A 13,146-nucleotide genomic window follows, 5' to 3' on the forward strand; every position below is an offset into this window, starting at 1 on the left:
GGCTGGCCCGGCGTGCCGTGCATTCTTACGTGCCTCCTCCTGTCGGAGCCTGGAGCTAGCATGTACTCCATGACCATTTCGGCTGTGCCGGGGCCCAGGGGGCCTGTGACGCGTAAGGATGTTGCGCGGTTCGCCGGGGTCAGTACTGCCGTGGTGAGTTATGTGGTCAATGGTGGTCCGAAGCGGGTGGCGCCTGCCACTGAGGCGAAGGTCCAGGATGCGATCCGGCGGTTGGGGTACCGGCCCAATGCTGCGGCGCGGGCGTTGAAGCTGGGCTCGAGTGAGACCATCGGGCTGGTCATTCCGGATAACAGCAACCCGTTCTTTTCGTTGCTGGCCCACGCGGTGGAAGAGGCCGCAGCGGATTTGGGGTATGCGCTGGTGTTGACCAATTCGGATGGGAATGTGGCCAAGGAGCGCCGGAACGTCCGCAACCTGGCGGCCCGGCAGGTGGACGGCGTGATCGTCTCGAGTGTGTTGATGGAGCCCGGGGCGGCGGACTTCGAGTCGGCGGAGGTCCCGGTGGTGTTGTTGAACCACAACGCCGAGGCACCGGGGTTTAACAGTGTGGGCGTGGATTTGGTGGCCGGTGCGCGGGCTGCCGTGGAGCACCTGATCGGTCACGGGCACACGAGGATCGCGTTGGCGATGGGAACGAACACGGGCAACTACTACGACGGCCGTGAGGAGGGCTGGTTGCAGGCCCTGGCCGGCGCGGGCCTGCCCGAGGGCCCCATTGTGCGGACCCCGTTCACGCGGGAGGGCGGTTACGCTGCGGGCAAGCGCCTCCTCGCGGGGGCGGAGCGTCCCACGGCCATTTTTGCGACGTCGGACCTGCAGGCCGTGGGGATCCTGCGGGCGCTGCACGAGGCGGGCCTGTCCGTGCCCCAGGACATGGCGTTGGCCTCCTTCGACGGGTCGGCGGAAGCGGAGTACAGCTGGCCGCCCCTGACCACGGTCAGGCAGCCGGCAAAAGCCATGGCCGAAGCCGCGGTCAACGCCCTGATCGGCACCGGGCGTGGCAACACCCCCGAGCACCTCATCTTCCCCGCCGACCTCCAGGTCCGCCAATCCTGCGGCTGCCCCTGACTACCTGCCCCTGACCTGCCTCAGGCCGGCTGCCCTAGGCAGGCTGGCCGAGGGCGGGCGCGAGCCGCAGCCTGCCAACCCTGTCCTGCAGGACGCGCTGTGCATCGGAACCGAGCCCGGGATCGCTGATGACCTCGTCCACGTCGTCCAGCGACGCAATGGAACTGATGCCCAGCACACCCCATTTGGTGTGGTCCGCCAGCACCACGGTCCTGCGGGCTGCGGCCACGAAGGCCCGGTCAGTCTCGGCTTCCAGGAGGTTGGGGGTGGTGAAACCGGCCACCGAGTCCATGCCGTGGACACCGAGGAACAGCAGGTCCAGGTGCAGCTGCTTGAGGGCGCTCGTGGCGATGGGTCCCACCAAGGCGTCCGAGGGCGTGCGCTGGCCGCCGATCAGGATCACCGTGGAGCTGTAGCGGGCCGGGCCCGTGGAGGCGGCATGGTGAAACAGGTCCGCGATGCGCACCGAGTTGGTGACCACCGTGATGGGCGGCCCGTTGACCAGTTCCTTGGCAAGCGCCCACGTGGTGGTCCCGGCGCTCAGCCCCACCGCCATCCCTTCCTGGACCAGCGCCGCAGCCTCCACCGCAATGGCCCGCTTCTCCGCTGTCAGCTGGGTGGACTTCTGCTCGAAGCCGGGCTCGTGGGTGCTGGCATCGCCGGGAAGCTTGGCGCCGCCGTGGATGCGCTCCAGCTTGCCGCCCTCCTCCAGCAGTTCGATGTCCCGGCGGACCGTCATCAGCGAGACGCCCAGTTGCTGGGCGAGGTCCGAGACGCGGACTACCCGTTCGCGCTGGACGACGTCCACTATTGCCTGGTGGCGTGCTGCGGGGAGCATGGAGATCCTTTCGTGCTGCGGTGGGGGAGCGGTCTCCCCGTCACCTTCCATGATGGTCTACCCCTTGCTGGAACCAAGAGTCAGGCCCGCAACAAACTGCCGTTGCAGGAGCAGGTAGATCACCAGCGTGGGGATGACGGTGATGACCGCCCCCGCCGCCAGGAGGTTGTAGTTGCTCAGGAACTCGCCCTGCAGGTTGTTGATGGCTGTGGTGATAGGGAGCCGGTTGCCGCTCTGGATGAAGATCAGGGGCCAGAAATAGTCGTTGTAGATGAAGATGACCTGGAGGGTGCCGAGTGCGGCGAAGGCCGGCCGGCAGAGCGGCATGATGATTTCCCGGTACTGCCGCCAGATCCCGGCGCCGTCCACCAGCGCCGCCTCCGTCAGGTCCGCCGAGAGGGCCTTCATGTAGTTGGACAGCACGAACGTGCAGAAACCCATCTGGAAGGCGGTGTTGACGGCAATGACGATGATGTAGGTGTTCAGCATGTTCCCGGAGTCGCTGAATGAATAGGGCACTTCGAAGTGCTTGGCCATTTCAAACAGCGGCGCGGCAAGGACCTGCGGGGGCAGCAGGTTGCCGGCGGTGAACATGATGAGCAGCGTGACGTTGAACTTCCAGCTCACCCGGCTGACTGCAAACGCCATCACGGACGCCAGGAACAGGGTCAGCAGCACGGCCGGGACGGTGATGATGACGGAGTTCCAGAAGTACGTGGCGAACCCGCCCTGCGTCCAGGCCTGCACGAAGTTATCGAAGTTGAAGTCACCGGCGAAGCTGAAGTACCCGTGTTCGTTCGTGGAGGCCACCGGGCGGAGCGCCGTGTACAGCGACCAACCGAGGGGAACCAGCCACATCACCGCCATGACCACGAGGAAGATGTGCGTGCCGTAGTGGCGTTTGGGCCTGCTGCCGGTGCGCGGAGCGGCAGCCGCCGGGGTCCTGCCGGTGCGGACCGTGGGTGCTGGGGTGGTGCTCATACTCTGTTCTCCTTGCCAAAGGTGCGGCTGAGGTAGAAGACGATGGGGACGAGGGAGATAACCAGCAGCACCACAGCCAGGGCGGAGCCGACGCCGATCACCTGGCCTTCGCCGACGAGGTTCTGGATCACCAGGGCGCTGAGCATCTCCAGGCCGTTGGTGCCGCGGTTGATCACGTACACCACGTCAAAGGCCCGCAGGGATTCGATGATGGTGATCACCACAATGACGATGTTGATGGGGCGCATGGCCGGGAACACCACCCGGAAGAAGGTCTGCGCGGCATTGGCACCGTCAATGGATGCCGCCTCCCGCAGGCTGGGGTCCACGCCTTTCAGGCCGGCTAAATAGAGGAGCATGACGTAGCCGGCGTGCCGCCAGGTGGCCGCGATCATGGCGGCCCAGATGTTCACGGACGAGTCTCCGAACCAGTCGACGGCCTGCGGCGTCCCCGCAGTGCCGAGGAGGAAGTTCAGGAGGCCGTTGTCGCGCTGGTAGAACAGCTGCCAGATAATGCCGATGAGGGCCAGGGAGAGCATCACGGGTGCGAAGAAGATGCTCTGGTAGATCTTGCTGCCGCGGATGTTCTGGTCCAGCAGCACCGCCAGCAGCAGGCCGAGCGGCGTAGCGATCAGGGCCAGGAAGAGGAGCCACATGAGGTTGTGCTGGACGGCCGGCCAGAAGGGCGGGTAGTCCTGGGTGATGTATTGGTAGTTTTCGGTGCCGGCGGGACGGATGTCGGCCAGGTCCAGGCCGTTCCACCGAGTGAAGCTGAGCCCGATGGACATCAGCGTCGGCAGCCATACCAGGGCCAGCTCAATCAGGGTGGGGATGCCCACCATCAGCGACAGGACTACTTTGTCCTTGCCAGTCAGGCGGCGGACCCGGCCACCCCTGGTCCGGCCGATCCGGCCGCCGCCGGGTTCCTGCGCTTCCGGCGGGATCAGTTCTTGCGCGGTGCTGCTCATGGAAATCTTCCCTCTGCTGGTGGGACGCCGCTGGGGCGGTGCTGCTGGGTGGGGACGCTGGAAGGGAACGGACGACGGCGGGCGTGCGCCGCCGTCGTCCGTCCTGCAGGTTGCGGTGCCGGTATGCTGTGGGCGGCTACTGCGCGGCGTAGAGGGTCTTGGCCTGCGCCTCGAGGTTTTTGACGTCCATCTTGCCGTCCTTGATGAAGCTCTGGAGGGCGGGAATCATCACGTTGTTGGCCATGGCCGGCAACGCGTCACGGTCGAAGAACTGGCTGATGTACTTTGCATCGGCGATGGTTTCGGCACATTTCTTGTTCAGCGGGCTGAACTTGGAGGTGTCGGTCCCCTTGGCGGTGGCGATGTTGGAGGCATCCACTGCGGCGTAGGCGTCCTGCGCTTCGGGTGTGCCCAGGTACGCCATGAAGTCCCGCGCAGCCTTGTTCTCGCCGCCCTTCTTGGAGAGCAGGAGGCCGTCGATGGGGGCCTCGACGGCGTCCCGGCCCTCCATGGCGATCTCCGGGAAGGCGAAGAAGTCGATGTCGGCCAGCACTGCCGCATCGGTGAACTGCTGGGTGACGAACGAGCCCAGCAGGTACATGCCGGTCTTCTTGGACTCAAGTGACTTGGCGGCATCCTGCCAGGTCTGGCCGAGGGCCCCGGGATCCTGGAACGGCAGCAGCGCCGACCAGGTGTCAAAGACGGCGCTGACCTTCTGCTGGTCCCAGGATTCCTTGTGCGCGCACAGGTCCACGTGGAACTGGTAGCCGTTCAGCCGCATGTTGATGTAGTCGAAAGTGCCCATGGCCGGCCAGCCGTCCTTGTCCGCGAAGCCGATGGGGATGATGCCGTCCCCCTTCATCTTGGCGGCGAGGGTCTTGAGGGCGTCAAAGGTTTCCGGGACCTCGTACCCCTTCTCGGCCCACAGGCTCTTCCGGTAGAAGAACCCCCACGGGTAGTTGTAGTTGGGGACGAAGTACAGCTTGCCGTCGGGCCCGGTGGAGGCCTTCTTCAGGGCATCGGAGTAGTTCGCGCCGATAGTTTCCCAGACGTCGTCGATGGGAGCCAGGAGTCCCTTGCCGGCGTAGTACTGCATCCGGTAGCCGGCAAACCAGGTGAAGGTGTCATCCGGGGAGCCCTGGAGGTAGGAGTTGATCTTGTTCTGGAAGTCGTTGTGGGGGACCGTGTTGGTGGTGACCTTCTTACCGGTCTTGGCCGTGAAGGCATCGGTGACCGCCTGGTAGGCCCGCTTGGGCACATCGTCGGAGGAGCCGGAGCCGAAGGTCAGTCCGCCGGAATCGGTACCTGTTGCGGACGGTGCGCTGCCGCCGGTGCAGGCTGCGAGGAACGGGATGCCGGCCAGGCTGGCAGCGCCAACGCCGGCGGTCTTGAGGATGCTCCGCCTGCTCGGGAAGGCAGTTGCGGACGCATCAAACGGTGAAGCCATGTTCTCTCCCTTGAGTAATAGCAGCATGTGAGGCACCTCACATCAGTACGACTATAACCTCGCAAAACAGAACATGGAAGAACGCTTAATAACACTTTTGCAATTGTTATTTTTGAATCGTCACAAACGCCGGATGGCCCCGTTTATCCCGGAAATACGGGGTAAACGGGGCCATCCGTCGGTGCTGCGGCAATTACTAAGCCAGTGTTACTTTCTGAGCGACTGCGCGATCTGCTGCATGATCGTGGGATCGGCCAGGGTGGTGGCGTCGCCCGGGTCGCGGCCTTCGGCGACGTCCTTGAGCAGGCGCCGCATGATCTTGCCGGAGCGGGTCTTGGGCAGTTCCGGGACCACCAGGATGTTCTTGGGCTTGGCGATGGGGCCGATTTCCTTGCCCACGTGGTTTCGGAGTTCCTGGACGGTTTCGTCGCCGTTGTTCGCGGCGTCGCCGCGGAGGATGACGAAGGCCACGACGGCCTGGCCGGTGGTCTCGTCCGAGGCGCCCACGACGGCGGCCTCGGCCACGGCGGGGTGGGAGACCAGGGCGGACTCGATTTCCGTGGTGGAAAGCCGGTGCCCGGAGACGTTCATGACGTCATCCACCCGGCCGAGGAGCCAGATGTCGCCGTCCTCGTCCTTCTTGGCGCCGTCCCCGGCGAAATACATGGTTTCGAACCGGGACCAGTAGGTGTCCTTGAACCGTTCGGGGTCGCCCCAGATTCCGCGGAGCATGGCCGGCCACGGTTCACGGATCACCAGGAACCCGCCGTGCCCGTCGGGTACGGACTGACCCATCTCGTCCACCACGTCCACGGCGATGCCCGGCAGCGGCACCTGGGCGGAGCCGGGTTTCGCTGCGGTGACGCCGGGAAGCGGGGCGATCATCTGGGCGCCGGTTTCGGTCTGCCACCAGGTGTCCACGATGGGCGCCTTGTCCCCGCCGATGACCGTCCGGTACCACATCCACGCCTCGGGGTTGATGGGTTCACCCACGGAGCCGAGGACCCGGATGGAGGACAGATCGTACTTGTCCGGGATGTCCCGGCCCCACTTCATGAAAGTGCGGATGGCGGTGGGAGCGGTGTACAGGATGGAGACCTTGTACTTTTCCACGATCTCCCACCAGCGGCCCTGGTGCGGTGAGTCCGGGGTGCCCTCGTACATGACCTGGGTGGCGCCGTTGATGAGCGGTGCGTAGGTGACGTAGGAGTGCCCGGTGACCCAGCCGACGTCGGCCGTGCACCAGTACACGTCCGTCTCCGGGTGCAGGTCGAATACCGCCTTGTGCGTGTACGCGGTCTGGGTGAGGTACCCGCCGGTGGTGTGCAGGATGCCCTTGGGCTTTCCGGTGGTGCCGGAGGTGTACAGGATGAACAGCGGGTGCTCGGAGTCATGCCCGACGGCGGTGTGCTCGGTGGACGCTTCACCGACGGTTTCGTCCCACCAGTGGTCGCGGCCCTCGTGCCAGTCCACGTCCTGGCCGTTGCGCTTGACCACCACGACGTTCTGGACCGTGTGTCCATCCTGGGACAGGGCTTCGTCCACTGCCGGCTTCAGCGCACTTGGCTTGCCGCGGCGGTACGTCCCGTCAGCGGTGACCACCAGCTTGGCCTCAGCATCGTCGATGCGTGAGCGCAGGGCATCGGCCGAGAAGCCGCCGAATACCACGGAGTGGACCGCGCCGATCCGTGCGCAGGCGAGCAGCGTGATGACCGCCTCGGGGATCATGGGAAGGTACACGGCCACACGGTCGCCCTTGGACACGCCGAGGGACTCGAACGCGTTCGCTGCCTTCTTCACTTCCTCGGTCAGCTCGGCGTAGGTGTAGCTGCGGCTGTCGCCCGGTTCGCCTTCGAAATGGATGGCGACGCGGTCGCCCAGGCCGTTTTCCACGTGCCGGTCCAGCGCGTTGTACGCGGCGTTGACTTCGCCGCCCACGAACCACTTGGCGAACGGCGGGTTGGACCAGTCAAGGGCTTCACTGAAGTCTTTGCTCCAGGTGAGCAGCTCGCGGGCCTGCTTGGCCCAGAAAGCCGGCCGGTCGGCGTCGGCTTCTGCGTAATCACCGGCCTTGACCACTGCGTTGGCCGCGAACTCCGGCGTGGGCGGGAAGGTCCTGGTCTCATGCAGCAGGTTTTCAAACGCGTCGCCCTGCTGTGCACCCTGTCCTGCCGGGGCAGCGGGGACGGTGGCCGTGGAGCTTGGAGTGTCCTGGGACATGTGAACCTCATCATTCATCGATCTTTGCTGCGCGGGATGCAGGCCACGGCCGTGCCGGGCCGCAAGCACGACACCGGGCACCGGCCGATCACGGACATACCGCAAAGAGCTGTTCCGGAATACACCCTAACTCTTGCCGGCACGGCCATGTGTGCCTTGTCACAGTTGTGCCCGTAAGCGGCATTTTTTGTGCGGTGAATGGTTTCTGTGGCAGTTCGGGGAGGTCCCCCTGCCGCCGTTTCAGCTAGTGATCAGCCGGGCTGTTGACTAGGCTGAAATGAAATTGTGACTTTACTTCGGGCCCGCGGGCCGGGCTCCGTGCCCGGCCGGGGGAACGGTGTTTCGACGGCACATCGTGGATCGGCCCAGGCCGGTTCCGTGCCGCCATGCTAAGGAGAGCAGAATGAACCAGCCCAGCTACGGCCAGAAAACCGGCCCCGCCACGGAAACGGGTGCCGGCCAGGCCGGCGCCGCCGGGGCAGGCCAGCAGGCCGCGCCTCAAGGCGCCGGGACGCCGTTCCGCCTCGCCAAGGATTCCAACCAGGCAGTGCTTGGCCCCTTCACGGTGCGGGACCTGACGGTCTTCGTGGCCACCATCGTCCTGTTCGTTGCTTCGCTGCTGCCCATCTTCGGCGCACGCTACAACCTGTGGAACCTGAACAACCTCTTCTTCCTGGGCCTCGGCATCCTGTTGCCGCTGATTGTCAGTGCACTGTTCGCTGCCCGCCGGTTGGCGCCCGCCACGAAGATCCGCGTGGGCTCCCTCTCCGTTGACCAGTTCGCCTCGGTGTCCGCGTGCTTCGCAGTGGCGTTCTTTTTCATCTCCGTTGCCGGGGCCTACGTTCCCAGCCTGCTGGTGGGCCTCATCGGTTCCATCATCCTGTTTGTCGCCACCGTCCTGGGCCGGTTCGTGCCCTATCTCGCCAGCGACTTCCTGGGCCGCGCCGAAGCACCGGCGCACGTTACAGCCCGTGAGTCTGCAGTACCCGCACCGGCGCCCCGAGCCCCGAAGCAGCCCAAGCCTGAGACGGCGGAAAAGCCCGGATCCCACCCTGAAACGGGCTCCCACCACAAGCACGAAGCCACCCCGAAGTCCCGGCTGGGCGGCAAGCTGTTCGGCGGGGCCGGTGCCGGATCTTCCGCGGTGACCCCCGAGTCCCCGCACCAAGCGCCTGAGCCTTCGCAGCACGCACCGGCGGCGGCCACCGTAGCGGCGGCCCGCCCGTCGGACGCTGTGGCGCCCGCCACCGCTGCCGTTCCCACCGCGGCTCCGGCTCCGGCAGCAACAGCAGGAGCAGCTGCGGGCACTCCCGTATCCACCGCGCCCGATGCAGCCGACCACGCTCCCGAGGTGGACGCCGGCCCGCCAACCCAGGCCGCCGACGTCGTCCGCCCTGCTGAGGCACCAGCCGCGGAGGAAACGCAACGCGCCAACGTCCCCGCCGCCCCCGCGGGCCAGCAGACGGCGACGCACGACGCCGGAGGTTCCCCGGCTGCCCCGGCTCCGCAGCGCACGTGGGAGCCGCCGGCCGCCACCGCTGTGCACCAGCAGGTCCGGGTCGAAGAACCGATCGGCGCCACCGTCGATCCGTCGAGCCACGACGCCGAGGACGAGCACCCCGTCCACGAGGCCTTCTGGTTTGCCGTGGCCCAGCACCGCACCGCGTTCGATCCGCACAGCGGTTCCCCCGCCTTCGTTATTGAGCCCGGCGGCTGGGTCCTGGCCCTGGAAGACCGCGGACACGAGTTCCTGGTGCAGCACACCGACGGACGCCTGGGCGTCCTCCGCGACCTCAGCAACATCGAGCGCGGCTAGCCCCCATGGCCGCGCCGCGGGGCACCGGAAAGGGCGGGCAGGCTGTGTCCGGTGGGCAGGCTGCAGGGATGCCGGTGGTTTCGTCCGAGTCGGCACTGGCCCTGAAGCGGCGTGCCCGGCGGATCAACCGTGCGCTGGCCGAAAAGTACCCGTACGCCCACGCGGAACTGGACTTCACCAACCCGTTTGAGCTGCTGGTGGCCACGGTCCTTTCCGCCCAGACCACCGACGTCACCGTCAACCTGGTCACGCCGGTGCTCTTCGGACGCTACCCGGACGCCCGTGCCATGGCCGAAGCGGACCCGGCCGTGCTTGAGGAAATCCTCAAGCCCACCGGGTTCTTCCGGGCCAAGTCCCGGAACCTGCTGGCCCTGGCCACCCGCCTGGTGGACGAGTACGACGGCGTGGTCCCCGGCCGGATCGAGGACCTGGTCACGCTGCCCGGCGTGGGCCGCAAGACTGCCAACGTGGTGCTGGGCAACGCCTTCGGCATCCCCGGCATCACCGTGGACACCCACTTCGGGCGGCTGGCGCGGCGGTTTAACTGGACGCAGTCGGACGATCCTGTGCAGGTCGAATCGGACGTGGCTGAACTCTTCGAGCCGCGCGACTGGACCATGCTCTCGCACCGGGTGGTATTCCACGGCAGGCGCGTCTGCCACTCCCGGAAGCCGGCCTGCGGCGCCTGCCCGGTGGCCAACTGGTGCCCCAGCTATGGGCTTGGCGAAATGGATCCGGTGAAGGCCGCGAAGCTCCTCAAATATGAGCTCGCGCCGGGCAACGAGGCGTTGCTGGAGCAGCTGCAGGCTGACACGCACCGGGCGGCCGAGATCCGGATGGCGTCGCAGCGGCGGCCCCTTTGAGCGCCGGGGAAAGCCTGTGAGCGCCAGGGAAGACCTGCTGGGGCTGGCGCGGCGTGCGGCGTCCGGTTCCAACACCACCCCGGACCCGCGGTGGGCGGCCCTGACGGTCGACGCGAACCTGGCCCGCCGTGCTGCCGTGCTGATGCTCTTCGGCGCCTTGGACGACGTCCCGGCGGTTTCCGGCAAGCCCCTGGCCCCGGCCGATCTCGACGTGCTGCTGCTGGAACGGGCCCATACGCTCGGGTCGCATCCCGGCCAGGTCGCCTTCCCAGGCGGAAGCCTGGATGCGGGTGAATCCGCCGTGGACGCAGCCCTCCGGGAGGCCGAGGAGGAAACCGGCCTGGACTCGGGCGGCGTTGAAGTCCTGGGTACCCTGCAGCAGCTCGGCCTGGCCCACAGCAACTTCCTGGTGACCCCTGTGCTCGGGTGGTGGGCGTCGCCGTCGCCGGTGCGCGTGGTGGACTATGCAGAATCCGCCCAGGTCTTCCGGATCCCCGTCCGCGATCTGCTGGACCCGGACAACCGGGTCATGGCCACCGTCCACCGGGCCGGGCGTGCGTTCGACAGCCCGGCATTCACGGTGAACGGCGTGGTGGTGTGGGGTTTCACCGGCATCGTGCTCAGTGGCCTCTTCGACCAGCTGGGCTGGTCCGTGCCCTGGGACAGCACCAGGCTGCACCCCATCAGCGTGTAGGTATTAGGACGGCCGCGCGCGCCATTGAGCGCGGCCACCCGGTTGTTGGGGCCTTTTCAGGCCGTATGGATGGGTCAGGCCTGCTGCTGCCGCAGGTCGACCACGATTCCTGTCGCGGCGTTCTCGCGCATTGCGTTGACGCCGTCCATCAGCTTGTTCAAGGATTTGAAGCTTGGTGAAACGGCAACGATGTTGCCCTCTGCGTCCGTAAGCCGGAGCCGGTAGGACTCGTCTCCTGCCCGGTGAATCTCAAATCTGCCCGCCATGCCGGACCTCCCCTGGTATGCGTCGTCGCATCAGCCCGACCGGTCTGCATCAGTCGCCGCTACAGACTGTAATCCGCGTCACGCGGTGCGTCGAGCTACTGCCCGGTAGGTTACTTTCTCCGTCATATGGGTAGGAATCCGGGTTTGGCCTGTCCGCGCTGGAGGCTTACTTGGCCAGGTCGTAGGAGTCCACCACAGCGACGCTGACGGGAAATTCCACCGGGATGGGACCGAACAGGAGGTCCTTCGCGGCACCGGCGGCGTCCTCAATCGCCCTGATGCACTCGTCCACCCCGCCGGCCGGGGCGTGCACCATGACTTCGTCGTGGAGGAAGAACACCAGTTCCGGACCGGCACCGCCGGCCCCTGCGCCGGTGCCGTCCGCGCGGAGGGTGCGCAGCCGCCGTCGTAATTCCGCCAGCCAGCATGCCGCCCAGTCCGCAGCCGAGCCCTGGACCACGAAGTTGCGGGTAAACCGGCCCCGGGACCTGGCGATCGACTCGGCACGGCGCTGCTCTTCAGCGGTGGCCGAGCGCTGGCTTTGGTACCAGCGCTCCGACGGCGGCGGGCTGCTGCGCCCCAGCCGGGTGGTTACCGTGCCACCGGCCTCGCCTGCCCGGGCGGCCTGTTCCACGAAGTCCACAGCCCGCGGATACGTCCGCGCCAACTGCGGCATGAGGCGGCCGGATTCGCCGGACGTGGCACCGTACATCGCCCCGAGCAGGGCCACCTTGGCTTTCGCGCGGTCACCGCCGAAGCCCTTGGCGGCGATGCCCGCATAGAGATCCTGGTCCCGCGCGGCTTCGGCCATCACCGAGTCCCGTGCCAGCGCCACCAAAACCCGCGGCTCCAGTTGCGAGGCGTCGGCCACGATCAGCTTGTAGCCGGGATCCGCGTGCACGGCACCACGGATCTGCCGGGGGATCTGGAGGGCGCCGCCGCCCCGCGAGGCCCAGCGGCCGGACACCACTCCGCCCACCACGTACTCTGGCCGGAACCTCCCGCCCGCCACCCAGGCATCGAGCCACGACCAGCCGTTCGCCGTATGCAGCCGCGACAGTTTCTTGTACTCCAGCAGCGGGCCGATCACCGGGTGGGGAGAGTCCTTCAGCTCCCATTTGCTGGTGCTCTTCACCTCGATGCCGTTGCGGTGCAGGGCGCGGATGAGTTCCTGCGGGGAGTCCGGGTTCAGCATGGGGGAGCCAAGCAGTTGCCGCAGTTCGGCGGCCAGCGCCTCCAGCCGTGCCGGCCGCTGCCCGGCGGGCGGACGCGGGCCAAGGAAGCCGGCCAGGATTTCCTCGTGCAGATCCTCCCGCCACGGCACGCCCGCGTACTGCATCTCGGCGGCGATCATCGCGCCTGCTGATTCAGCTGCCAGCAGCAGCTGCAGGCGGCCGCGCATGCTGCCATCGGTGCCGGCCCCGGCCAGGGCGGACTGCTGTGCGGCGTACTCGGTCCGCAGCTCTTCCGGGGTATGGCGCAGGGGCGGCGCGCTGACCGGGTCCTCGAACAGGGCGCCCTGGTCCGCCGGGGGAGCAGGGGGAAGCAGCGACTTCGGCGGCAGGACCGGATCGTCCACCGGGGTCCTGTCCGACGTGCGGGCGTACTCGGTGTGGGCGGTGAACTGCGAAAACGCCAGGATGTTGCCGCAGAGCGTGAGGTCGTAGCAGCGCTCCAGCTCCACGCCGGCCCGCAGCAGCGCCGGGTACCAGTCCTGGGTACGGTGCCAGATCCAGCGGGGCGGCGTGGAGCCGCCTTCCAGTTGGCGGACGACGGCGGGAAGGTCGCCAATGCTGACGACGCGGACTTCGGGATTGGCCGGCTGGGGTTCGCCCGCCTGGGTGAGTTCCTGCAGCGCGGCCCCGGAGGGGTGGGCGGCGAGCAGGACATACATGCTCCAATTGTGCACGCTTGGCGGGACGCCTCTGTACGGCGGTTCCCGTCCGCCTTGTCCACGTCGGCTT

11 protein-coding genes are annotated in these 13,146 nt (G+C 67.0%); 4 read left to right on the forward strand and 7 right to left on the reverse strand.

Annotated features, from left to right (window positions below; genetic code table 11):
* Window positions 1-60: 60 nt before the first annotated feature.
* A complete protein-coding gene (locus tag AC1DBN_RS05755) occupies window positions 61-1,089 on the forward strand; it encodes a LacI family DNA-binding transcriptional regulator (protein WP_477722740.1) in 1,029 nt (342 codons plus the stop codon).
* A 34-nt stretch (window positions 1,090-1,123) separates the two neighbouring features.
* On the opposite strand, the gene AC1DBN_RS05760 is transcribed toward AC1DBN_RS05755, so the two are convergent.
* The 5 genes from AC1DBN_RS05760 to acs all read right to left on the reverse strand — a co-directional run bounded on the left by AC1DBN_RS05760 (window position 1,124) and on the right by acs (window position 7,543).
* Window positions 1,124-1,927: a DeoR/GlpR family DNA-binding transcription regulator gene (locus AC1DBN_RS05760; protein WP_091722971.1), complete on the reverse strand. Its 804-nt coding sequence runs from the start codon at window positions 1,925-1,927 to the stop codon at window positions 1,124-1,126.
* 57 nt (window positions 1,928-1,984) lie between these two features.
* A complete protein-coding gene (locus tag AC1DBN_RS05765) occupies window positions 1,985-2,908 on the reverse strand; it encodes a carbohydrate ABC transporter permease (protein ID WP_477722741.1) in 924 nt (307 codons plus the stop codon).
* A complete protein-coding gene (locus tag AC1DBN_RS05770) occupies window positions 2,905-3,876 on the reverse strand; it encodes a carbohydrate ABC transporter permease (RefSeq protein ID WP_477722742.1) in 972 nt (323 codons plus the stop codon). The genes AC1DBN_RS05765 and AC1DBN_RS05770 overlap by 4 nt, the downstream gene beginning before the upstream one ends.
* Window positions 3,877-4,012: 136 nt before the next feature.
* Window positions 4,013-5,323 carry an ABC transporter substrate-binding protein gene (locus AC1DBN_RS05775; RefSeq protein ID WP_172830004.1) on the reverse strand — a complete coding sequence of 437 codons (1,311 nt, stop codon included), beginning with the start codon at window positions 5,321-5,323 and terminating at the stop codon, window positions 4,013-4,015.
* 207 nt (window positions 5,324-5,530) lie between these two features.
* Complete coding sequence (gene acs / locus AC1DBN_RS05780) at window positions 5,531-7,543, reverse strand: acetate--CoA ligase (RefSeq protein ID WP_091722959.1); 2,013 nt, start codon at window positions 7,541-7,543, stop codon at window positions 5,531-5,533.
* A 403-nt stretch (window positions 7,544-7,946) separates the two neighbouring features.
* Here acs and AC1DBN_RS05785 point away from each other — a divergent pair, with 403 nt between their 5' ends.
* The 3 genes from AC1DBN_RS05785 to AC1DBN_RS05795 all read left to right on the forward strand — a co-directional run bounded on the left by AC1DBN_RS05785 (window position 7,947) and on the right by AC1DBN_RS05795 (window position 10,916).
* Window positions 7,947-9,359 carry a hypothetical protein gene (locus AC1DBN_RS05785; RefSeq protein ID WP_477722743.1) on the forward strand — a complete coding sequence of 471 codons (1,413 nt, stop codon included), beginning with the start codon at window positions 7,947-7,949 and terminating at the stop codon, window positions 9,357-9,359.
* A gap of 68 nt (window positions 9,360-9,427) precedes the next feature.
* On the forward strand, window positions 9,428-10,222 hold the full coding sequence (gene nth / locus AC1DBN_RS05790) for an endonuclease III (RefSeq protein WP_426764139.1): 795 nt from the start codon (window positions 9,428-9,430) through the stop codon (window positions 10,220-10,222).
* A 16-nt stretch (window positions 10,223-10,238) separates the two neighbouring features.
* On the forward strand, window positions 10,239-10,916 hold the full coding sequence (locus AC1DBN_RS05795) for an NUDIX hydrolase (RefSeq protein ID WP_091722953.1): 678 nt from the start codon (window positions 10,239-10,241) through the stop codon (window positions 10,914-10,916).
* A 74-nt stretch (window positions 10,917-10,990) separates the two neighbouring features.
* On the opposite strand, the gene AC1DBN_RS05800 is transcribed toward AC1DBN_RS05795, so the two are convergent.
* Both AC1DBN_RS05800 and AC1DBN_RS05805 read right to left on the reverse strand, forming a co-directional pair.
* Window positions 10,991-11,182: a YegP family protein gene (locus tag AC1DBN_RS05800; RefSeq protein ID WP_056078207.1), complete on the reverse strand. Its 192-nt coding sequence runs from the start codon at window positions 11,180-11,182 to the stop codon at window positions 10,991-10,993.
* 166 nt (window positions 11,183-11,348) lie between these two features.
* Window positions 11,349-13,076: a bifunctional 3'-5' exonuclease/DNA polymerase gene (locus tag AC1DBN_RS05805; RefSeq protein WP_477722744.1), complete on the reverse strand. Its 1,728-nt coding sequence runs from the start codon at window positions 13,074-13,076 to the stop codon at window positions 11,349-11,351.
* Window positions 13,077-13,146 lie beyond the last annotated feature (70 nt).

The sequence above is a fragment of the Pseudarthrobacter sp. 10T415 genome (assembly GCF_056394175.1).

What these genes read in the sequence shown, in the direction of transcription:
- AC1DBN_RS05755 (WP_477722740.1), top strand. Translation starts at nt 61, where the DNA reads ATGTACTCCATGACCATTTCGGCTGTGCCGGGGCCCAGGGGGCCTGTG.
- AC1DBN_RS05760 (WP_091722971.1), bottom strand. Translation starts at nt 1,927, where the DNA reads ATGCTCCCCGCAGCACGCCACCAGGCAATAGTGGACGTCGTCCAGCGC.
- AC1DBN_RS05765 (WP_477722741.1), bottom strand. Translation starts at nt 2,908, where the DNA reads ATGAGCACCACCCCAGCACCCACGGTCCGCACCGGCAGGACCCCGGCG.
- AC1DBN_RS05770 (WP_477722742.1), bottom strand. Translation starts at nt 3,876, where the DNA reads ATGAGCAGCACCGCGCAAGAACTGATCCCGCCGGAAGCGCAGGAACCC.
- AC1DBN_RS05775 (WP_172830004.1), bottom strand. Translation starts at nt 5,323, where the DNA reads ATGGCTTCACCGTTTGATGCGTCCGCAACTGCCTTCCCGAGCAGGCGG.
- acs (WP_091722959.1), bottom strand. Translation starts at nt 7,543, where the DNA reads ATGTCCCAGGACACTCCAAGCTCCACGGCCACCGTCCCCGCTGCCCCG.
- AC1DBN_RS05785 (WP_477722743.1), top strand. Translation starts at nt 7,947, where the DNA reads ATGAACCAGCCCAGCTACGGCCAGAAAACCGGCCCCGCCACGGAAACG.
- nth (WP_426764139.1), top strand. Translation starts at nt 9,428, where the DNA reads ATGCCGGTGGTTTCGTCCGAGTCGGCACTGGCCCTGAAGCGGCGTGCC.
- AC1DBN_RS05800 (WP_056078207.1), bottom strand. Translation starts at nt 11,182, where the DNA reads ATGGCGGGCAGATTTGAGATTCACCGGGCAGGAGACGAGTCCTACCGG.
- AC1DBN_RS05805 (WP_477722744.1), bottom strand. Translation starts at nt 13,076, where the DNA reads ATGTATGTCCTGCTCGCCGCCCACCCCTCCGGGGCCGCGCTGCAGGAA.